We start from the raw sequence: 21,022 nt of genomic DNA on the forward strand, positions 1-21,022 counted from the left end.
GTTGCGGTTGCGGTTGCGGTTGCGGTTGCGGTTGCGGTTGCGGTTGCGGTTGCGGTTGCGGTTGCGGTTGCGGTTGCGGTTGCGGTTGCGGTTGCGGTTCAGTTTTTTTTTCTAAGGGAGTATCGTCAAATTTTGGCGCACTGGTTAAGCGACTATTTAGCCGAATACTTTGGGAAGATGTAGCAGCAACCCGGTCACCGCCAGCGTCTTCGTCGGCGCTTTGTTGTGACCAAATAAAAAAAGCATGGGCCCCTGCCGAGCAGAGTAATAACAGCAAAAAACGTATCGAATAATGATTAAGTAGCACGCTGTATTCCCGCTTCATCAGGCAGTATCATAGGCACGCATTATAACCACTTAATACATATCTTGGTTGAACACTCTTCATCATGATGCGCATCAGATTCACTTTTCTCACACAAGGCTCGATATGCACTTACTCTGCTCTCTAGACACTTTACCTGCCGACACCTCGAAAGGTTTTTTACTGAACGATATATCACTGGTAGCGATTAACAAACATGGAAATATTCATGTGTATCTAAATCAATGCCCACATCGCGGCGTTCCATTAGAATGGCAGCCGGATCAATTTCTGGATCTAGATAAGAACTTTATTCAATGCGCGACCCACGGCGCTCTATTTCGCATAGAGGATGGAGAATGTATTGCCGGTCCTTGTCCCGGTGAAATGTTAACGTCTATTGCCTCCAAAATTGAGCAAGGGCAAGTTTGGGTAAACCTACCTTGCACTTAAAATATCAACCATTAATTTTTGTATTAAGCCTACTCAAAGCCAGCTCAATACGTTCCAAGCTGGTTGTGTATGAAAAGCGAATGAATTGATTGGCACGATACGACCCGAAATCAATACCCGGCGTCACCGCAACATGTAACTCTTCAAGCACGCTCCAACAGTAATCGAATGAGTTATTAGTTACATGCGAGGCATCTGCATACACATAAAAAGCGCCTTCCGGCATAACAGGGATCTTAAAGCCCAGTGCTCTCAAGCCATCTACTAGCACGTTTCTACGAATTTCAAACTGATGACGCCTATCTTCCAAAATTTCTAGCGTCTCGGGCTCAAATGCAGCTACAGCTGCATACTGAGAAACAGTCGTTGGTGAAATATAGACATTTTGTGCAATTTTTTCTATTTCAGGAACCGCTACTGCTGGTGCGACAATCCAGCCAAGACGCCAGCCCGTCATACCAAAATACTTCGAAAAGCTATTAATGACAAAAGCATTGGGATCGACTTCCAGTACCGATGGCGCATCAAAACCATAGGTAAGCCCATGATATAACTCATCAACAATCAAAGCCCCCCCTTTTTCTCTGACCGCTTCAGCAACAGCCGTTAACTCCTCACGGTGTAATACTGAGCCTGTCGGGTTAGCGGGTGATGCCAATAAAACTCCAGCTGTATTTGCTTGCCATTCTTGGCGAATCAGTTCAGGAGTAAGCTGAAAATTCTGTTCTGCGGAAACAGGAACGAGTTGTCCACGCGCCTCTAGCATCCGTAAAATTTGGCGATTACATGGATAGCCAGGGTCGCTCATCATAAAAGTAGTATCCGGATCAGCTAATAAGCCAAACACCATTAGAAGCGCCCCGGATGCTCCGGAAGTCACCACAATTCGCTCAGCAGCAATATCTAAGTCGTAACGATATTTATAAAAGTGCGATATCGCTTGGCGCAGCTCTGGAATACCTGCAGCAGGAGTGTATTGTGTGAACCCTTGATCAATAGCCCGGTGTGCGGCATCTTTAATAAGTGGAGCAGTGCTGAAGTCAGGTTCACCAGCTTCCATATGCACCACATCGTTACCCTGAGCCTCTAATTCTTTGGCTCTTTTAAGTAAGTCCATTACTTTAAAAGATTCAATTTCGCGCGCACGCCCTGTCCACTGATTATCCATTTGTAACTCCTGCTCAATTAACCCACGCATTATACATAAGTTGTATCGAATATTTGCTTAAACCTACCTATTGTTCCTAGTAGATAAGCGGTACATAGTAATAATACGTTGATCAGTCTTTACTTTTTGTCGATCAGTACTAGCCTAATACCGTATCTTCTGGTAGTTTCTCCAACCTTCTGATCTCAGGAAGTAATGGAATCAACTGTAATTGGGTTGCCGGTTTATAGTCCGAACCCGGCCATTTCGGAGAAGTGAGGCGCATCATGCCAAACACTAGCAACACACAATTCACCCACTTTGTACCTTACGAGGCAGCAAAGGGTGAGGAATACATGAATGATCCTCAAAAAGATCATTTTCGTCATATTCTTCTAGCCTGGAAACAGGAACTAATGGAGGAAGTTGATAGTACAATCCACCACCTGCAGGAAGAAGCATCTAACTTTGCAGATCCTAGCGATAGGGCTAGTCAGGAGGAAGAATTCAGCCTGGAACTTCGTACTCGTGACCGTGAGCGAAAACTGATAAAGAAAATCAGTGAAGCAATGGAACGGATCGAAGAAGATGATTATGGTTACTGCGACACCTGTGGCATTGAGATAGGCATCCGTCGTTTGGAAGCACGTCCTACTGCAACGATGTGCATCGATTGTAAAACTCTAGCCGAAATAAAAGAAAAACAGGTCGGCTCTTAAGACTTATAGATTCAGGCAAATGGAGCCATCCTTTGCCTGAATTTATAATTGCTCCTCTGGCGACCACTCACTTTTAAAGTGCTTTCTTAGTGCCTTGGCGAGAGTACTAAGCATCAATAATTTCTCCTCAAACCACCTGCAACTAACACCCTAAAAAATCTATTCGTAACTATAATTACGTCACAATACATCTGAAAAACGGCACACGCTTATACGCAGTAGACCGGCATTTAGTTAATTCTATAATTAAAAACAGAACTTAGCTTCAGAGCGCTGGATTGAGTTCTAATAGACTATGTATACTGGCCACCTACTTATTAATTAAAGCGAATATATGAATTTTTCGGTTACCGAACTTTTCCTAATTGTTACTGCCTACCTGCTGTTTCTATTCGGTATAGCCTACGCGACTGAGCGAGAATTCATTCCCCGACGAATTTCGCAACACCCCATTACCCATATGTTATCTTTAGGCACTTACGCAAGCGTCTGGACCTTCTATGGTGCTTTTGGAATGCTGGAGCACTCAGGCCTCTTATTTTTATCATCATACTTAGGAGCTACCGCAGCCTTTATCATGGCTCCATCCTTACTTATCCCTATTTTCAACATTACTAACCGTTATAAACTAAGCTCTCTTGCTGACCTTTTCGCATTCAGGTTCCGTAGCGGGCTTGTTGGGACCATCACTACCCTTTTGCTTCTTCTTGCTACTTTGCCGTTGTTATCAATCCAAATTCAAGCTGTCACCGATACTCTACATATTCTTAATGGGGACTTTGCCTCACCACAGATAGCCGCCGCATTTTGTATTCTTATTGCCCTATTTGCCATCCTCTTTGGCACACGCCACCCTTCTATGCGCGCTCGTAATCGTGGGCTAGTTATGGCAATGGCAACCAGTTCAGTCATCAAGCTATTCGTACTATTAAGCATTGCGCTTTATGTTCTTTTTACCGTATGGGAAGGACCTAAAGACGCGCTACTTTGGTTGGAACACAATCCACAAATTCTTGAAAAACTAACGGCAAACAGTAACGACGACAGCTGGCACACCCTGCTGCTAGCATTTTTTACTGCCACACTTGTTATGCCACATATGTTCCATTTAGCATTCACTGAAAATCGATCAACCGATAGCCTTTATAAAGCGTCATGGGGTATGCCGTTATATTTATTACTGTTAGCAGCCTGTGTGCCCATCATAGTATTGGCGGGTTATAAGCTTGGTATCAATCAAGAATCTTCTTTCTTACTACTGTATTTAAGCCAGGTTTTGCATTCTGAATGGCTGATTATCATTGTCTTTATTGGCGGCCTTACTGCCGCTAGCGGAATAATTATTGTGGCATCAATATCACTCGCATCGATGCTACAAAACCACCTTATCTTGCCGTTAGTTAAAACACCCGAAAATGTGAAGTTTTATGCTTGGCTCCTCTGGCTCAGACGTATTCTTATCTCGCTCGTTGTACTATGCAGCTATCTTTTTTATATCGCATTTGGGGCAAGCCAACAGATCCACTTACTCGGCTTAAGCGCTTTCGTCGCTTTCTTGCAGTTCTTACCCGGAATCATTGCTACACTATTTTGGCTTGGGGCTAACCGCATAGGCTTAGTTATCGGCTTAATTCTCGGCATGTCCAGCTGGATCATCACCACATTTTATCCCGTCCTTTTGCAGCAAGGCGCTTTATTAACAGACACCAATATTGAAAGCTTGAACTGGCAATCATCTGCCATCATCTCTCTTTTACTGAATGTGGGTGCTTTCATTATTGTTTCGCGCCTTACGCCAACGCACCCAGAAGAAACACGGGCAGGCGAAGCGTGCCTTCTAAACACAATGGATTCACCTGCAGACATCCAACGACTCTCTTTTGAAACAACTGATATTATTCGCTTACTCACACCAAAACTCGGTGAGGCGGCCGCCCGCCGTGAATTACTTCATGCAATGAATCAATTAGAACTAGATAAAGAGCAAATAGGCCCGCTCGATCTTTTAAGATTACGTAATGCCCTTGAACAAAACTTGTCCGCACTTGTTGGACCAGTGGAAGCTGCTACCTTGCTAGAGCCTTTAGCAAAACAATCTAACGGCAAAGCATTTCAGACACGGGACATCTATCTCCTGGAAACGCACTTAGAAACGTATCAAGCGAAACTAAGCGGTCTAGCAGCAGAGCTGGATGAATTACGTCGTTATCACAAACGAACCCTAGAAAAACTTCCCATCGGCGCCTGTACAATTACTCCATCACAACATATTTTATTTTGGAATAATGAGATTGCTAACTTAACTCAGCTAAGCCCCAATGAGGTTACAGACTTATCATTATCCGAGTTACCCGAGCCCTGGTGTACATTATTACCTGCATTCGTACAGCAACGTGATAATCACTTAACCGACACTCAGGTTGTGATTGGTACAGACAGTTATTGGCTAACACTCCATAAAAACCAGCTGTCCGAGAACGCGGATAGCTCCATTGTCATTCTGGTTGAAGATGAAACAGAACATCACCAACTAACTGATAATTTAATGCACAGCGAACGACTAGCTTCCATCGGGCGTTTTGCTGCGGGTGTCGCTCACGAAATTGGCAACCCAATAACAGGAATAGCTTGTTTAGCTCAAAACCTTTCTTTAGAGACCGATCAACCAGAGGTTCTTCAAGCCGGCGATCAAATAATGGAACAAACCCGGCGAATTAACCGCATAGTACAGTCGCTAGTTCGCTTCGCGCATACCGGCCAAACTATCAGCGATATTCAGTTCGAAGCCATTAATTTAACCCAGTGCATAGAAGAAGCCATCCATCTGGTATCTCTAGATATACACGCAAGACAGCAGCAGTTCACTTGCCAGCTTGATGACAGCATTATGGTTGATGCCGACCCTCAACTTCTATTACAAGTGTTAGTTAACATTCTAAACAACGCTTGCGACGCTTCACCTGAAAAAGGTGTAATCACGATTGCATCCACCCAAGATGAACAGCGAGTATTTCTAACGATCACCGATGAAGGTAGTGGCATTGATAAAGCCATTCAAGATAAACTTTTTGAGCCTTTTTTCACCACTAAAGAGCCCGGTAAGGGGACTGGGCTTGGCCTTCCTCTGGTTTACAACATTCTCACCGAGCATTATGGTAGTATTAAAATAATTAGCCCCGCCAATAACAAGCAGAAGAAAGGCACTCAGGTGATTATCACCTTACCGGGCTCCAGGCCTGAACTGAAAGACGAACTTTCTGAAAGGTCTAGCACTGGAGAGTAGGTAGAGAACAATGAGCCGAATTCTGATCGTAGAGGATGAGTCTATCATCCGTGCAGCGCTTCGCCGTTTATTAGAAAAAAACAACTACAACATCGATGATGCAGCCTCTGTCGATGAAGCAGCCTCGCAATTTAATTTAGATAGCTTTGACCTTATTATCAGCGACTTACGGCTGCCAGGCGCACCCGGAACAGATCTAATCAAGCTAGCTAATAACGTACCTGTACTCATCATGACAAGTTATGCCAGCATGAAGTCTGCCGTTGATGCCATGAAAATGGGCGCTGTTGACTATATTGCCAAACCTTTTAACCATGATGAAATGCTATCAACTATTACTGCCATTTTGAATCAGCAACCAATAGAAAAACACAGTGTTAGCATTGAACCTGAGGCGCAGCATACCGAAATCACCGGTACGTGCGATGCGATGCTTAACCTCTTTTCTCGCATCGCTAAAGTTGCACGCACCGATGCAACTGTATTGGTCTTAGGTGAGTCAGGTACAGGAAAAGAACTAGTTGCACGCGCCATACACGAGCAAAGCTCACGTGCTAAAGCACCGATGATTTCAGTCAACTGTGCCGCCATTCCTGAAGCACTCATTGAATCAGAGCTCTTTGGTCATGAAAAAGGCTCTTTCACAGGTGCAGATAATAGCCGCTGCGGCTTAATCGAAGCAGCTGATAACGGTACATTATTCTTAGATGAAATTGGGGAGCTACCACTGGAAGCGCAAGCGCGCTTATTGCGCTTTTTGCAAGAAGGTGAAATTCGTAAAGTCGGCTCAATACAATCAATAAAGGTCAATGTACGCTTAATAGCGGCGACACACCGTAACCTGAAAGAACTAGCGCGGGCCGCACAATTTCGAGAAGATTTATACTACCGATTGTACGTCATGGAGTTGAGCATGCCCCCTTTACGGGAGCGTGGTCAGGATATTATTACGTTGGCTGAGCGCTTTTTAATTAGTGCCTGCTCTCGTATGAACTGCCCAGAAGCACTGCTCAGTGACAGCTCGCGCCAAGTCATGCTGCAATATAGTTGGCCAGGCAATGTACGTGAATTAGAAAATGCAATTGAGCGCGCCGTTATACTTGCTGATAACCATTTTATTACACCAGACCTACTTGGACTCGATATAGAAACTCGCCCCAGCCTTCAGCAATTAGAGTCTAACTATATAGAGCAGTCGACAACACGAGAAACAACCACCAGCCACCTGGCAAAAAAGAACTCTCCTGCAGGTGGGCTTTCAATGGATGATTACTTTCAGCGTTTTGTGATTGAGCACCAAAACGAGATGAACGAAACTGATTTGGCTAAAAAATTAGGTGTCAGCCGAAAGTGCTTATGGGAACGACGCCAGAAATTAGGCATTCCAAGACGCCCCAAAGGGTAACACTTCGAGGTAACACCCACACAGAGTGTTACCTAAAGAAACAAAAAAGTGTTCCCTCCTGTAACCAATTGGGTAGCACATATTTCACAAAAAACAAGTTTCTTATAAAAAACAACAATTTACAAAAAGTGGCACACCGAATGCATTACATTGGGTGTACAAACAAAAAAAATAAACTTTGAAACGCCGACCATTAATAAAAATAAAAATAGGCTGAGTGTAGATAAGTAATCCACCTCGAATAATAATAAAAATGAGGTTTAAAAGCTGATCGCTGGATTGTGCAGTAATGCATCTACAGTGCTCTAATAATAACAACAAGCCAAGATCTTTACTCTTAAGCTTGCGGTCAGCTATCCATCTCCTCTTTACTCTTTATTCCCTCATTGCTTAATGTGTCACCTTAACAATGTTATGATGTGTCACTAAATATTTTACGAGCAAAATTTAAAACTCATGCCTAGCCGTTTAATTCAGAAAGTCACCGGACTGTTCCGTAACAAGTCGAACTCTTCTCCAGCGAAAGAGCCTACTCAAATTCAAGATGAGGCTCCAGAGGAGAAAGATGAATTTCCGTTGATTATTTCTGAGAAAACTCATCAGATTCCTCGCAAGCATTTGGATGATAATGCAGCCAAAGTCGTTTATCGGCTCTTAGATGCCGGCTATGAAGGCTATCTTGTTGGCGGCTGTATTCGAGATACGTTGCTCAAAAAACGTCCGAAAGATTTTGATATCGCCACGAATGCGCACCCAGAACAAGCACATGAGCTATTCCAGCGCTCACGCCTTATAGGTAGGCGTTTCAAATTACTTCATGTGCGTTTCGGTAGAGAGATCATTGAACTGGCTACATTTAGAGCGAGTCATGACTCAAAAGAAAATAACGACGATGCTAAAGGTAAACAGTCCGAATCAGGGCTAATTTTACGAGATAACGTCTACGGCACCATTGAAGAGGACGCATTACGTCGAGACTTTACCGTCAATGCGCTCTATTACTGCATGAAAGACCATAGCATTTATGACTTTACTCATGGCTATGAAGATATACAGAAAAAAATTATCCGTATGATCGGCGACCCAGACTTCCGTTACAAAGAAGACCCTGTTCGTATGCTCCGCGCTATACGGTTTGCTGCAAAACTAGATTTTTCGATAGAAACAGCAACCGCAGCCCCGATCAAGCAACAAGCCCACTTACTCCAAGGCATCGCTCCTGCTCGCCTATTTGATGAAACATTAAAACTATTTCAATCGGGCCATGCTGTTACCGCATACCACTTACTTCAAGAATATCAGTTGTTTGAACAACTACTGCCTTCTGCGGCTAAAGCAGTAAGCAAGCAAGGCGAGAAAAACTTAGTAGAAGCGTTAATACTTCAAGGGCTTAAAAATACAGACAGGCGCATTAATCAGCGTAAGAGCGTTACCCCTGCATTTTTGTTCGCCACTATGCTTTGGCACCCTCTGCAAACGCGCATGCGAGAAATACAAAAACAAAATAGCAAGATGCCACCTCTGGTTGCACTGCATGCTGCAGCAAATGATATCATTGCTGCACAAGTAAAACGCACCGCTATTCCTAGACGTTTTTCTACCCCTATTAGAGAGATCTGGGAGCTACAACTACGCCTTCCTAAACGCTTTGGTAATCGTGCTGAACAACTATTAGAGCACCCTCGCTTTAGAGCTGCTTACGATCTATTGTTACTCAGGGAACAAAGCGGCGAATCATTGGATAACTTGGGACAATGGTGGACGCAGTATCAAGCAGCACCTGTACAAGAAAGAGAATCGATGGTTTCAGAGTTAGTCTCAGAAGGTCCTTCTCGTAAGCCTCGTCGTCGCAGAAGAGCAAAGAATGACCCCCGTAACGCTTAGTCGATGCTACGTTGGCTTGGGCAGTAATTTAGAAAACCCTCGCCAACAAGTTTCAACAGCGCTAGTAGAGCTTAGCCAAATACCAGGCTGCGCTTTACTCGCTAGCTCCAGCATATACCGCTCCGATCCAGTGGGCCCTGCGGGCCAACCAGATTATATTAATGCAGTTGCTCTACTGGAAACCCGGTTAGAACCGGAAGCCCTTCTTGACCAGCTACAAGCCATTGAACAACAACACCAACGCGTACGACGCATCCATTGGGGCCCAAGAACATTGGACCTAGATATCATCTTATACGATGATTTATTGCTCAAGAGTACCCGACTTACTATCCCTCACCCTTTCGCTACAGAGCGTAACTTTGTACTCTGGCCTCTAGCAGAGCTCTCACCAGAGCTTATTTTCCCCGGTGACAGATCAATTAATGATCTATTAGTAGCATGCCCGCTGGGCACACTGGAAAAGATCTCTGTATAATCACGCTCGAAAACAGTGCATCCTATTAATCAATCGAGTTGCCTATGAACAACGTCACATTACATACATTATCCGCCTGTAAAAAGGCAGGTGAGAAGTTCACCGTCCTGACAGCTTACGATGCGTGTTTTGCGCATGTAGTCAGCGAAGCTGGAGTTGAAGTGATTCTAGTAGGCGATTCTCTTGGAATGGTTCTACAAGGGCAGGACAGTACACTACCTGTCACTATGGATGACATGATCTACCACACCGCGGGTGTCGCCAAAGGCAATCAAGGCGCTCTGGTAATGTCTGACATGCCATTCATGAGCTATGCCACTCCTGAACTAACAATGGAGAATGCCGCCCTGCTGATGCAAGCAGGAGCCCATATTGTTAAATTAGAAGGCAATGCCTGGTTAGCTGAGAGTGTTTCTTTACTTTCAGAGCGCGGCATTCCTACCTGTGTGCATATGGGCCTTACCCCTCAAGCCGTCAATAAGTTAGGCGGTTACAAAGTACAGGGGCGTGATCGCGATACAGCAAAACAAATGATTGAAGATGCTGTCAGGCTTGAAGAAGCTGGCGCCAGTATATTATTATTAGAGTGCGTCCCTTCACTCTTAGCGGAAGAAGTAACTCAAGCTGTTGATATTCCTGTTATTGGAATAGGTGCCGGTGTTGCTACCGATGCTCAAGTATTAGTGCTACATGACATGCTAGGGATTACTCCTGGTAGAAACCCTAAGTTTGTCAAAAATTTCATGGAAGACGCTACTAGTATCCAATCAGCCATCCAAAATTATGTTGCTGCCGTAAAGCAAAGTCGCTTTCCGGGGCCTGAGCACAGTTTCGAATAAGCTATGAAAACGATTCACACACTAGAAGAACTCCGCCAAAACCTGGCGGAGGAGCGCGCACGTGGACATAACATTGGTTTAGTTCCCACAATGGGTAATTTGCATGCCGGACATATCGCTTTAGTTCAGCAAGCAAAAAAAAATGCCGATATTGTTATCTCTACCATTTTTGTGAACCCACTGCAGTTCTCAGCAGGTGAAGATCTCGACAAATACCCTCGTACTCTACAAGCCGATCAAGAAAAGCTTGAAGCCGTTGGTTGCCACTATTTATTCGTTCCTTCAGAGGACGAGGTTTACCCGGACGGACGAGAAAAGCAAACCATGGTTGAGGTACCTGATGTATCTAACCTTTATTGTGGAGCTAGCCGTCCAGGGCACTTCCAAGGTGTAGCCACAATTGTTTGCAAACTCTTTGGCATGGTACAGCCTGACTTAGCCATTTTTGGGGCAAAGGACTATCAGCAGCTTTTTGTTATCCGTAAAATGACCAAAGACTTGAGTCTTCCTATCATTATTCAAGGCTCTCCTATCGTGCGAAATGAACATGGTCTCGCACTGAGCTCAAGAAATGGTTATCTATCAGATGAAGAACTAAGTGCCGCCACAGCACTCAATAAAACACTCAAAACTGCCGCACAAGCGATCAAGCAAGGTAATACAGACTTTGATACTCTCGTAGAAACGGCCCAGCTAGAGCTCGAAGCCGCAGGCTTTAAGCGTGATTACTTTGTGATAGCACGCCAAAGTGATCTACTTGCTGCCTCAGAGGGTGACACTGAATTAGTCATACTTGCCGCTGCTTATATGGGAGCTGCACGTCTTCTTGATAATCAAGTAATTACTCCTTGAATCTGCAGTAACACCTCATTTCAATACGACTAATTGTCGGCACCTTTTTCAATGTTTATTGCTGAAGGTGCTTGCAATAGCCTTCTCGGTTGCTCACACTGATATTTTCCGCACTGCGGAAAAAAACCAACTACTAAGCTGACTCCTGCAAGGCTATTCATTGGCTCCTGCAACATTCGGATCACTTTAATATAAAAGTGACTGGGTAGAGTTTACTGATAAGAGGCACAATCATGCGTGAAGTCGTTATTGTTGCTGCTGGCCGTACTGCGGTTGGCGCATTTAATGGTTCTTTAGCTGGCGTAAAAGCATCTGATTTAGGCGCTACGGTACTAAAAGGACTCGTAGAACAGACTAAAATTGACCCTGCACAAATCGACGAAGTCATCCTTGGACAAGTCCTTGCCGCGGGCTGTGGTCAAAACCCAGCACGTCAATCTCTGATCAATGCCGGTATCCCTCAAGAAGTTTCTGCACTCACCATCAACAAAGTGTGCGGCTCGGGCCTTAAAGCGATACAAATGGGTGCTCAAGCAATTCGCTGCGGCGATGCTGATGTAATCATTGCTGGCGGTCAAGAAAACATGAGCCAATCTCCTCATGTCCTGCCGAACTCACGCAATGGCGCACGCATGGGCGATTGGAAAATGATTGATACCATGATCACCGATGGACTGTGGGATGCTTTTAACAACTACCACATGGGTATCACAACAGAGAACATCGTTGAAAAGTACGGATTTTCTCGTGAAGAACAAGACGCTTTTGCCAGCGCATCACAAAACAAAGCTGAAGCAGCCGTAACGTCAGGACGCTTTAAAGGCGAGATTTTCCCTGTTGTTATTCCTAAGCGCAAAGGCGACCCCGTTGTCTTTGACACTGATGAGCAGCCACGTTTTGGTTGTACGCCCGAAGCACTTGCAAAACTTCGTCCTGCCTTTAAAAAGGACGGAACAGTCACCGCAGGTAACAGCTCCACTATTAACGACGGCGCTGCAGCAGTCATGCTTTGCTCTGCTGAGAAAGCAGCTGAGCTTGGTTTACCTGTATTGGCTCGTATCAAGGCTTATGCTTCTGCAGGTGTTGATCCGGCCATTATGGGTACCGGTCCTATCTCTGCTACGCAGAAAGCACTAGAAAAAGCAGGTTGGTCAATTGCTGACCTTGAGCTGGTTGAAGCCAATGAAGCTTTCGCTGCTCAAGCAATGTCCGTTAACCGCGACCTAGGCTGGGATACTAACATTGTTAACGTCAACGGCGGCGCCATTGCCCTAGGACACCCAATTGGTGCTTCTGGTTGTCGTATCTTTGTATCACTGGTTCATGAAATGATTAAGCGTGACGCTAAAAAAGGTCTAGCTACTCTATGCATCGGTGGTGGTATGGGCACAGCATTGGCTATCGAACGCGATTAATCGCTAGCTTTTCGTATAAAAAAACCGCAGCCTTAGCTGCGGTTTTTTTTGTGTCACAAGAAAATAAACATAATCTAAAATGATTAAGCTTTGGCAACAGCGCCCTTACCTACACCCTCGTAAGCTCGCACCATGACATCATCTAAAGGCCTAACCTGTTTAATACGCGCCGCGAGATGACGAGCAATTTGTTCTACGGTTGTTTCTGTATCAATGTCGTAGCAGTATTTTTCTGGAAGCGTCAGCGAAAACTCTCCTTGAGGCGCGCGGTACTCATAGCTGTTCATGCCTGCCTCGCTCTCTTTACGGTGCGCTGTTGTTCCAATATAAATATCTTGCCAACGATGAGCCCATTCTTGCTCCAGCTTTGCATCACGCTGATCATTCAAGAAAATCTCTATACGTGAGCGGTGTCCATGCGCTATACGCTGGCAGTTACCATCGTGCTGCTGCAACCCATGGCTGTAATGATAAACAGCGCCTGCCACTTCTTCAGGTATAAACTTTAAATTTAATCCTTTAACTTCCTGAGGAAACAATTTAAGTAACTGGACTGTACACCACTGCGCCATCGCTTCTGGCGTAATTTCTTCGACATCAATCAACACTATTGCCTTACTTGGCGAGACACAGTTGAACGACTCTCCATCAGGATAACGCCACTCAACACTGGTCTGACCGACAGATTGCTCTGTCTGAACATGACTCATTCTTGTCGGAACTAATAGAGCATGATCAATAGTATTATCCATCCACTCACGTGTCAGCTTTTTTACAACTCCGAAATCGCAGACCATTCCTTGTTCATTAAGTGCGCCATCCAGCTCAAGCTGGAGCAACCAAGACTCGCCCATTAAGCCCCGTGATGAGTGCAGGTAGGAAAAATCCACATTTGTCAGATTATTTACAAAAAGCTTCACAGTCATTCACCCTCATTTGAAGCCTCATATTCTACCGCAAGGCAGTATCCAGATGCATTCAAATCATTACCTATAGCGGCTTTTTCAAGCGAAGTAATAAATTTGGTTATGAGACTCACGTGAGCACGTTATAATGTATTTTTGTATCTAGGAAAATTTATCTCACATGCGTCTCGATAAATATTTATCTCAAGCCACCGGCCTCTCCAGAAAAGACATCAAACGCCTCTTGCACAAAGATTTGGCTAGCGTCAATGGAGTTGTTACGCGAGATGCGTCTCTCAAGATCTCTGACGATGACAATGTGGTGTTCCAGGACTCGGATGTAGCTGCTCCCCGCCCACGCTACTTTATGATGAACAAACCGTACGGCTATGTCTGTTCTTCGGACGATCCAACCAATGCAACCGTCATGGGGCTACTCATCGATGAGCCTCGTCCTAACGACCTCCACTTAGCTGGTCGACTTGACCTTGATACCACAGGTTTACTACTGATTACTGATGACGGCCAGTGGTCACACAAACTTACCTCACCAAAACATAAGCAAGGAAAACGTTACTTGCTGGAAACTGCTGACCCGATCCCCGAATCAGCCGTGGAGCAATTTGCCCAAGGTGTACAGCTTCTAAATGAAAAACACCTTACTAAACCCGCTGAACTTGAAATCCTTGGCGTTGATGAAGCGTTCTTAACATTAACCGAAGGACGATATCACCAAGTTAAGCGCATGTTTGCAGCCATCGGTAATAAAGTCATCAAACTACACCGAGACCGGATTAGCCATATTGTGCTTGATGAGTCTCTAGCTCCTGGTGAATACCGTGAGTTGACTGAAGAAGAGATACATATAAGCAAATGAGTGCAGATAAAGCCTTTGACCTACTGTATGCAGAATTTAAGCAGGTCAGTGACGTTTCGCTATGGATAGTCGATGAAAACATTTCCACACAGGCTATCCCTACGGCGACGCCATTGATCTGTGCTATATCTAATCGGCTAGATATCACACAGAGCTTACAGCGCCAAAGGTGGGACTGTAGTTTTAATGACTACCTACTCGAGGCTTTGCCCGCAAAGCACTTTCACAATATCTTTTTACGCATTCCTAAAGAAAAAGCGCAAGCACATTACGTTATTAATCAGGCGCAACGCCTACTTATCCATGGCGGCTCATTATATCTTAGTGGTTTAAAGCAAGAAGGCATTAAAGGCTTTATAGAGCGAGCAGGGACACTAACACGTGCTCCAACACAAACATGGAAAGCGGACAAACAAACATGGGCTGGAAAAATCACCTTTGATGACACTCCAGCTGCGCTCCTAGATGACAAATCCTATCGCAACCTTAGACAAACCCCTAGCGACTCAACATTCAGTTTTTGGAGTAAACCTGGGATTTTCGGATGGGACAAGATTGATAAGGGCAGTGAGCTGCTTATTCAGCACTTAAAAGCACTCACGGCAGGAATCGGCCACATTGAGTCTACGCTGGATATTGGTTGCGGCTACGGATATTTAAGTTTACATGCAGCCAAACAACTCTCTACTCGAATAACGGCAACAGATAACAATGCTGCCGCTATTCTCGCTTGCCAAACGAACCTTGAACACTATCAGCTTAATGGCAGCGCAATGGCAGATAACTGCGCTGACAATATAGAACAACGTTTCTCGCTGGTTATATGTAACCCACCTTTTCATTCTGGATTTGGTGTGGAAAACGATTTAACTGATCGATTTTTAGAAAGCGCAGCAAAACATTTAACAACAAATGGACTAGCCATTTTTGTCGTTAACTTGCACATTCCTCTCGAACGTAAAGCCAATCGTTACTTTGCGCTCTGTGAGACGCCCGTGGTCACTGATCATTTTAAGTTGGTACGGTTGTCTCAACCTAAAATATAACCCCATAACGCATTATGGTTTTTTCCAGCTCGGGGCCGGAGAAATAAGAATCGGTACATAGCGAATGCAAAATAGTACAAACGCTATCAACCATATAACGCCGGCGCTCAAAATAAAGTGATTATAAGCAACACCACCGACCAAGGCAGCAGCTGCTCTGAGTAGCGCTGTTATGCTGATTAATACAAAGACAGCCGTCATCATTTTACCCGCAACCAGCGCACGCTGAGTGTGCCCCAACGCTGCTCGTGAAGCGACACCAAGAATCATCCCTGCCATCGCTCCAATGCCTATTGCATGCAACCCCGCGGAAACATTCATTAAGCCTAAAGCAGACAACCCTAGCAGGATAAGCCCCGCACCTAACCATACAAAGCCCAAATGCAACACCCACAACAAAGGCTCACCCATGATCTGCACTCCCTGCCAGCGGCTTATTCGTGCCCACTGAGCAACACCTGCAAGACATAATAACCCGCCAGTAATAATGTTAACCGGCACAGCTACCCAACTAACAGCAGCCACCACTAACAAAACGCTAACAAACATATCAAAGCGATTGAATAACATCGGCAGTGACTTATCGGAATCCGGTTTTTGTTGAACAAGATAGTTGCGAGTAAAAGAGGGCGTAATACGTCCTCCAATTAACGCTATCATCAAGCTGATCTGCATAATTACGCCACGTAATGCCATTTCACTATATGAAGCACCGTATTGGTGCCCTAAATGAAACAGTAAATTGAAAACGCAGAATAAGCCCAACATAGCGATTATTTTATAATTTCGTTTATGCCCCCCAATCACTATTTCACGACCGATCAGACATGCCAATAAAACACCATAGAATAAATCAGCGGCTGCTACGATAGCGTAAGGTAGCTCAGCGGAAACGAGCATGGCTACTCGACCCAACACCCAAAAAAATACCAATATAGCTAACGGCATACCACTGACAGGTAAGCGATTTGTCCACTTAGAAACTGCCGCCAATAAGAAGCCGCCAATGGCCGCTCCTACGAAGCCAAACAACATTTCATGTGCATGCCACTGCGTTACAGGCACAGCAATAGAAGCGCCATTCCAATACCCTTTTAAAATAGCTAGCCATAGCCCCATTAGAATTACGCCGGCAGTACCTACACAAAGAAACAGTAGCCGAAAGCCATTGCTTAATAATGTCTCCCAGCGAGATGCTGGATACTTTTCAAACATCAGAATAGCCATAATAAAGTCTCGATTCTTTAAACATGCAATAATTATACATGTTAATGTTCATTCTACATATAACTCATTAGAGGTAATTTTAGATACAAAAAAGCCCTCACTAGGAGGGCTTTTTATCAAACTAGAACAGCTTAGCCTTCTACAGACTCGTCTTGAACTAGGTCTTTCATTGACAGCTTAATACGACCGCGCATATCAACTTCTAACACCTTAACTTTAATGATGTCATCCATTTTCACGTAATCTGTTACTTTCTCAACACGCTTATTATCAATCTGAGAAATATGTACCAAACCATCTTTACCCGGCAAGATGTTTACGAATGCACCGAACTCTTCCAAGCGCACCACTTTACCTTCGTAGATTTTGCCTACTTCAGCCTCAGCAGTAATTTCGATAACTTTATCTGTCGCTGCTTTAGCCGCTGCTTTATCAGCTGCATAAATACGAACAGTACCATCATCTTCGATATCAATCATCGCACCGGTTTCTTCGGTTAGAGCACGAATAGTCGCTCCACCTTTACCGATAACATCACGAATCTTCTCAGGGTTGATTTTCAATTGAGTCATCGCTGGCGCATTATCTGGTAGCTCTGGACGAGCATAACCAATTACTTTAGCCATCTCTTTCAAGATATGGGTACGTGCATGCAGCGCTTGCTCCAGTGCAATTTCCATAATCTCTTCAGTGATACCGGTAATTTTAATGTCCATCTGAAGTGCAGTAATACCTTGCTCAGTACCTGCTACTTTAAAGTCCATATCACCTAGGTGATCTTCATCACCCAAGATATCAGTCAAGATAGCGAATTTTTCGCCTTCTTTTACAAGACCCATCGCAATACCGGCTACCGGTGCTTTCAACGGAACACCTGCATCCATCATCGCAAGAGAAGCGCCACATACAGACGCCATTGAGCTAGAACCGTTAGATTCTGTAATCTCAGATACAACACGAATGGTGTACGGAAATTCTTCCTGTGATGGCAACATAGCTGCGATACCACGACGAGCTAGACGACCGTGACCAATTTCACGACGGCCAGTTGAACCAATACGGCCCGCTTCACCTACAGAATATGGAGGGAAGTTATAGTGCAGCATGAACGGATCTTTACGCTCACCTTCAAGTGCATCAATAAACTGCTGGTCACGTGAAGTACCAAGTGTACATGTCACGATAGACTGTGTTTCACCACGAGTGAATAACGAAGAACCGTGAGCACCTTTCAAAATATCAACTTCAACGTTGATTGGGCGAACTGTTTTTGTATCACGACCATCTATACGTGGCGACCCATCAACGATACGCTGACGAACAATCGTTTTCTCAACCGCACTAACTACACCCGAAACTTCTTTATCCGAAGGCTTGCCTTCATCAGTACCAGATAACTCACCTACTGCTTTGTTACGCAAGTCATTAAGTGTTGCCTGGCGCTGCATTTTGTCAGCCACTTGGTATGCATCAGAGATACCCTGACCAACCAACGTATTTACTTGTGCAATCAGAGTCTCATTTTTGACTGCAGGCTGCCAATCCCATGTAGGCTTACCAGCTTCTGCTTTCAATTCACTGATTGCATTAATCACAACTTGCATTTCAGTGTGAGCAAAAAGAACTGCACCCAGCATCTCATCTTCAGTCAATTCTTTTGCTTCTGATTCAACCATCAAGACTGCATCAGTAGTACCAGCAACAACCATGTCTAGTTCAGACTCAGCAATCTGCTCATAAGTAGGGTTAAGGATATAGCCCTGCTCTTCAGTGAAACCAACACGTGCGCCACCTACTGGTCCAACAAATGGGATACCAGAGATAGACAGAGCAGCAGAAGTACCGATCATTGCTGCGATATCTGGATCATTGTTTTTGTCAGCAGACATAACCGTACAGATAACCTGTACTTCATTCATGTAGCCTTTTGGAAACAGCGGACGAATCGGGCGGTCAATCAAGCGTGAAGTTAGAGTTTCTTTCTCTGACGGACGTGCTTCACGTTTGAAGAATCCACCCGGGATTTTACCAACAGCATACGTTTTTTCGATATAATGAACGGACAGAGGGAAGAAACCCTGACCTTCTTTGGCTTCTTTAGCACCAACAACAGTACATAAAACCTGGATATCACCCATCGTTACTAATACAGCACCTGTTGCTTGACGAGCAACACGGCCTGTTTCTAATGTGACCTGTTGGCCACCGAAATCAAATGTCTTTGTAATCGCTTGCACGAATATAACCTCTCGTTTAATAAACAAATGCCTGTCAGAGAGAAATCGAATTCCATACCATCTTAAGGCCAGTACTCATTTGCACTCTATCAAAACTACAAATAATTGATGGAGCACAAATGAGTACAGGCTGGTTGAAAACGTTCTCTTTTTAACAGGCGGACAAAACAAAGGCCATACAGTGTATGGCCTTTGGAAAAACAGTCTTAGCGACGCAGACCCAAACGGCCAATTACAGTCAAATAACGATCAGCATCGTTCTTTTTCAAGTAATCAAGCAATTTACGACGTTGGTTTACCATGCGAATCAGACCACGACGTGAATGGTGGTCATGCTTGTGAGACTTGAAATGTCCCTGCAGAGTCTCGATGTTTGCAGTTAGCAAAGCAACCTGTACTTCTGTAGAACCTGTATCACCTTCGCTACGGCCGTAATCTGTTACGATCTGCGCTTTCTGTTCAGCTGTTAACATCTATTTTGCTCCAATCTAATATGCGGACAGCTTCTGCTGTCGGATTGTAGGACACGGTGAACCGAGCATATTATCAGTTCATCGCCATCATTTACTGCCATCAGGCATGCAAACGTTTTAAGGAACACTAGTTATTTGTCGACATTAAGCGTCTTGAAACTAACTGGCCTTCCTGTGTTATCTCGCCAATACCAAGAAATTTCCCAGTATCTTTTTCTTGTATTCTTACAAGCGGCTGGGGAGCAATCTCGAGGTTAATGACAATGCCATTTAGCACACGTGCACACTGCTCTGCTTCCAGCTCAATGAGAGGAGTGTCCTCAATTGCTGACCACGGCGCTAATAATAGCGCATCTAAGCGCTTTTGTATGCTTTCTGGAGGCTCATCAGGCGTCATTGGAGCAGCTATTTTTTGCAGTTGCTCTAAGGTAATCATGCTGTGAGCTTGATAGGGCCCTGAATCTAAACGGCGCAATACTTTTACGTGCGCACCACAACCAAGATACAAGCCTAAATCTTCTACTATCGAGCGAATATAGGTGCCTTTAGTGCAACGTATATCCAGATCAATCTCGTCACCACGGAAGTCGAGAATTTCAATATTTAAAATCGTAACTTGTCGTCGTTTAACTTCAACAGTAATGCCTTGTCTAGCTAACTTATACAAAGGCTGCCCATTATGTTTCAAGGCAGAGAACATCGAAGGAACTTGCTCAATCTCACCGGTAAAATGCTCTTCAAGCAAAGATTGAATCAGCTCACGTGTAACATGCTCTCCGATATCGGCTGTTGCAACTACCTGACCATCTGCATCACTGCTATCCGTTCTGATACCTAGTTTTGCAGTAGTTTGATAGCGCTTATCAGCATTTAGAAGAAACTGAGAGAATTTGGTGGCTTCTCCAAAAGTAAGAGGAAGCATACCCGTCGCTAACGGATCAAGCGCACCGGTATGCCCCGCTTTCGCGGCACCATAAATGCGCTTCACACCTTGCAGGACATAATTGGAACTTACACCCTGCGGTTTATCAAGCAGAAAAATGCCGTCCACTGGACGGCCTTTATGTCGCCGACCCACTACTTAATCCTCTTCTGAGTCATTCTTCTCACGAATTTCGCGAGAAGCTTTCTCTATAAGACTATGTATATGGCGGCCACGTTCCACACTTTTATCAAAGTGAAAACGTAACTGCGGCATCACACGTAGCTGTATTTTATGTGACAGCTCATGCCTGAGAAAACCTGCTGCATTACGCAGCACTTCAAGAGAACACTTAATAGCGTCCTCTTGAGTTTGCTCTCCCAGAGGGAAAACAGTGATATATACATCAGCAAAGCCTAGGTCTTTTGCAACCTTAACATAGCTGATAGTCACCATCCCCATACGTGGATCTTTGACTTCAAATTGAATCAACTGAGCCAGATCTCGTTGCATCTGGTCAGCGATTCTTTGAGTACGACTAAATTCGCGTGCCATA

The 21,022-nt window shown here is 44.6% G+C and carries 20 protein-coding genes; 12 read left to right on the plus strand and 8 right to left on the minus strand.

The window, feature by feature from the left end; all coding sequences use genetic code 11:
- The coding region (locus tag QZZ55_RS15485; RefSeq protein WP_293268319.1) for a hypothetical protein at positions 1-183 on the plus strand (183 nt) is incomplete at its 5' end.
- Positions 184-430: 247 nt separating this feature from the next.
- Positions 431-757 carry a Rieske (2Fe-2S) protein gene (locus tag QZZ55_RS15490; protein WP_293268320.1) on the plus strand — a complete coding sequence of 109 codons (327 nt, stop codon included), beginning with the start codon at positions 431-433 and terminating at the stop codon, positions 755-757.
- A 4-nt stretch (positions 758-761) separates the two neighbouring features.
- On the opposite strand, the gene QZZ55_RS15495 is transcribed toward QZZ55_RS15490, so the two are convergent.
- Both QZZ55_RS15495 and QZZ55_RS15500 read right to left on the minus strand, forming a co-directional pair.
- On the minus strand, positions 762-1,925 hold the full coding sequence (locus QZZ55_RS15495) for a pyridoxal phosphate-dependent aminotransferase (protein WP_293268322.1): 1,164 nt from the start codon (positions 1,923-1,925) through the stop codon (positions 762-764).
- A gap of 139 nt (positions 1,926-2,064) precedes the next feature.
- Positions 2,065-2,211, minus strand: a complete 147-nt coding sequence (locus QZZ55_RS15500; RefSeq protein WP_293268358.1) for a hypothetical protein — start codon at positions 2,209-2,211, stop codon at positions 2,065-2,067.
- Here QZZ55_RS15500 and dksA point away from each other — a divergent pair.
- From dksA to QZZ55_RS15540, 8 genes are all read left to right on the plus strand, one after another.
- Complete coding sequence (gene dksA, locus QZZ55_RS15505) at positions 2,192-2,623, plus strand: RNA polymerase-binding protein DksA (RefSeq protein ID WP_293268323.1); 432 nt, start codon at positions 2,192-2,194, stop codon at positions 2,621-2,623. The two genes, QZZ55_RS15500 and dksA, sit on opposite strands and share 20 nt — an antisense overlap.
- A 334-nt stretch (positions 2,624-2,957) precedes the next feature.
- On the plus strand, positions 2,958-5,906 hold the full coding sequence (locus QZZ55_RS15510) for an ATP-binding protein (protein WP_293268324.1): 2,949 nt from the start codon (positions 2,958-2,960) through the stop codon (positions 5,904-5,906).
- A gap of 10 nt (positions 5,907-5,916) precedes the next feature.
- Positions 5,917-7,311 (plus strand): sigma-54 dependent transcriptional regulator, encoded by a 1,395-nt coding sequence (locus tag QZZ55_RS15515; RefSeq protein WP_293268326.1) that lies wholly within the window; start codon positions 5,917-5,919, stop codon positions 7,309-7,311.
- Positions 7,312-7,767: 456 nt separating this feature from the next.
- Complete coding sequence (gene pcnB / locus QZZ55_RS15520) at positions 7,768-9,195, plus strand: polynucleotide adenylyltransferase PcnB (protein ID WP_293268328.1); 1,428 nt, start codon at positions 7,768-7,770, stop codon at positions 9,193-9,195.
- Positions 9,176-9,673 (plus strand): 2-amino-4-hydroxy-6-hydroxymethyldihydropteridine diphosphokinase, encoded by a 498-nt coding sequence (gene folK, locus QZZ55_RS15525; protein WP_293268329.1) that lies wholly within the window; start codon positions 9,176-9,178, stop codon positions 9,671-9,673. Before pcnB ends, folK begins: the two co-directional genes overlap by 20 nt.
- A 44-nt stretch (positions 9,674-9,717) precedes the next feature.
- Positions 9,718-10,512, plus strand: coding sequence for a 3-methyl-2-oxobutanoate hydroxymethyltransferase (gene panB / locus QZZ55_RS15530; protein ID WP_293268330.1), 795 nt, complete (start codon positions 9,718-9,720; stop codon positions 10,510-10,512).
- 3 nt (positions 10,513-10,515) lie between these two features.
- Positions 10,516-11,364 carry a pantoate--beta-alanine ligase gene (gene panC / locus QZZ55_RS15535; RefSeq protein WP_293268331.1) on the plus strand — a complete coding sequence of 283 codons (849 nt, stop codon included), beginning with the start codon at positions 10,516-10,518 and terminating at the stop codon, positions 11,362-11,364.
- 233 nt (positions 11,365-11,597) lie between these two features.
- Positions 11,598-12,779: an acetyl-CoA C-acetyltransferase gene (locus QZZ55_RS15540; RefSeq protein WP_293268333.1), complete on the plus strand. Its 1,182-nt coding sequence runs from the start codon at positions 11,598-11,600 to the stop codon at positions 12,777-12,779.
- Positions 12,780-12,862: 83 nt separating this feature from the next.
- Here the strand turns inward: QZZ55_RS15540 and QZZ55_RS15545 are convergent, their stop codons facing one another.
- On the minus strand, positions 12,863-13,705 hold the full coding sequence (locus QZZ55_RS15545; RefSeq protein ID WP_366512332.1) for a 6-carboxytetrahydropterin synthase: 843 nt from the start codon (positions 13,703-13,705) through the stop codon (positions 12,863-12,865).
- Between the two features lie 160 nt (positions 13,706-13,865).
- Here QZZ55_RS15545 and rsuA point away from each other — a divergent pair, with 160 nt between their 5' ends.
- Both rsuA and QZZ55_RS15555 read left to right on the plus strand, forming a co-directional pair.
- Positions 13,866-14,561: a 16S rRNA pseudouridine(516) synthase RsuA gene (gene rsuA, locus QZZ55_RS15550; RefSeq protein ID WP_293268335.1), complete on the plus strand. Its 696-nt coding sequence runs from the start codon at positions 13,866-13,868 to the stop codon at positions 14,559-14,561.
- The gene (locus tag QZZ55_RS15555; protein ID WP_293268336.1) at positions 14,558-15,607 is read left to right on the plus strand and encodes a methyltransferase; all 1,050 of its coding nucleotides are present in this window, start codon (positions 14,558-14,560) and stop codon (positions 15,605-15,607) included. The genes rsuA and QZZ55_RS15555 overlap by 4 nt, the downstream gene beginning before the upstream one ends.
- A gap of 12 nt (positions 15,608-15,619) precedes the next feature.
- Here the strand turns inward: QZZ55_RS15555 and QZZ55_RS15560 are convergent, their stop codons facing one another.
- The 5 genes from QZZ55_RS15560 to rbfA all read right to left on the minus strand — a co-directional run bounded on the left by QZZ55_RS15560 (position 15,620) and on the right by rbfA (position 21,021).
- Positions 15,620-16,834 (minus strand): NnrS family protein, encoded by a 1,215-nt coding sequence (locus tag QZZ55_RS15560; protein WP_293268337.1) that lies wholly within the window; start codon positions 16,832-16,834, stop codon positions 15,620-15,622.
- A 131-nt stretch (positions 16,835-16,965) separates the two neighbouring features.
- Positions 16,966-19,071: a polyribonucleotide nucleotidyltransferase gene (pnp, locus tag QZZ55_RS15565; protein ID WP_293268338.1), complete on the minus strand. Its 2,106-nt coding sequence runs from the start codon at positions 19,069-19,071 to the stop codon at positions 16,966-16,968.
- Between the two features lie 206 nt (positions 19,072-19,277).
- Positions 19,278-19,544, minus strand: coding sequence for a 30S ribosomal protein S15 (gene rpsO, locus QZZ55_RS15570; protein WP_293268339.1), 267 nt, complete (start codon positions 19,542-19,544; stop codon positions 19,278-19,280).
- A gap of 127 nt (positions 19,545-19,671) precedes the next feature.
- Entirely contained in the window at positions 19,672-20,622 is a 951-nt protein-coding gene (gene truB, locus QZZ55_RS15575; RefSeq protein ID WP_293268341.1) for a tRNA pseudouridine(55) synthase TruB, read from the minus strand.
- A 3-nt stretch (positions 20,623-20,625) separates the two neighbouring features.
- Positions 20,626-21,021: a 30S ribosome-binding factor RbfA gene (rbfA, locus tag QZZ55_RS15580; RefSeq protein WP_293268342.1), complete on the minus strand. Its 396-nt coding sequence runs from the start codon at positions 21,019-21,021 to the stop codon at positions 20,626-20,628.
- Position 21,022: the final 1 nt, after the last annotated feature.

Source organism: Neptunomonas sp., from assembly GCF_016744175.1.
Taxonomy (GTDB): Bacteria; Pseudomonadota; Gammaproteobacteria; order Pseudomonadales; family Balneatricaceae; genus Neptunomonas.

What these genes read in the sequence shown, in the direction of transcription:
- QZZ55_RS15490 (WP_293268320.1), top strand. Translation starts at nt 431, where the DNA reads ATGCACTTACTCTGCTCTCTAGACACTTTACCTGCCGACACCTCGAAA.
- QZZ55_RS15495 (WP_293268322.1), bottom strand. Translation starts at nt 1,925, where the DNA reads ATGGATAATCAGTGGACAGGGCGTGCGCGCGAAATTGAATCTTTTAAA.
- dksA (WP_293268323.1), top strand. Translation starts at nt 2,192, where the DNA reads ATGCCAAACACTAGCAACACACAATTCACCCACTTTGTACCTTACGAG.
- QZZ55_RS15510 (WP_293268324.1), top strand. Translation starts at nt 2,958, where the DNA reads ATGAATTTTTCGGTTACCGAACTTTTCCTAATTGTTACTGCCTACCTG.
- QZZ55_RS15515 (WP_293268326.1), top strand. Translation starts at nt 5,917, where the DNA reads ATGAGCCGAATTCTGATCGTAGAGGATGAGTCTATCATCCGTGCAGCG.
- pcnB (WP_293268328.1), top strand. Translation starts at nt 7,768, where the DNA reads ATGCCTAGCCGTTTAATTCAGAAAGTCACCGGACTGTTCCGTAACAAG.
- folK (WP_293268329.1), top strand. Translation starts at nt 9,176, where the DNA reads ATGACCCCCGTAACGCTTAGTCGATGCTACGTTGGCTTGGGCAGTAAT.
- panB (WP_293268330.1), top strand. Translation starts at nt 9,718, where the DNA reads ATGAACAACGTCACATTACATACATTATCCGCCTGTAAAAAGGCAGGT.
- panC (WP_293268331.1), top strand. Translation starts at nt 10,516, where the DNA reads ATGAAAACGATTCACACACTAGAAGAACTCCGCCAAAACCTGGCGGAG.
- QZZ55_RS15540 (WP_293268333.1), top strand. Translation starts at nt 11,598, where the DNA reads ATGCGTGAAGTCGTTATTGTTGCTGCTGGCCGTACTGCGGTTGGCGCA.
- QZZ55_RS15545 (WP_366512332.1), bottom strand. Translation starts at nt 13,705, where the DNA reads ATGACTGTGAAGCTTTTTGTAAATAATCTGACAAATGTGGATTTTTCC.
- rsuA (WP_293268335.1), top strand. Translation starts at nt 13,866, where the DNA reads ATGCGTCTCGATAAATATTTATCTCAAGCCACCGGCCTCTCCAGAAAA.
- QZZ55_RS15555 (WP_293268336.1), top strand. Translation starts at nt 14,558, where the DNA reads ATGAGTGCAGATAAAGCCTTTGACCTACTGTATGCAGAATTTAAGCAG.
- QZZ55_RS15560 (WP_293268337.1), bottom strand. Translation starts at nt 16,834, where the DNA reads ATGGCTATTCTGATGTTTGAAAAGTATCCAGCATCTCGCTGGGAGACA.
- rpsO (WP_293268339.1), bottom strand. Translation starts at nt 19,544, where the DNA reads ATGTTAACAGCTGAACAGAAAGCGCAGATCGTAACAGATTACGGCCGT.
- rbfA (WP_293268342.1), bottom strand. Translation starts at nt 21,021, where the DNA reads ATGGCACGCGAATTTAGTCGTACTCAAAGAATCGCTGACCAGATGCAA.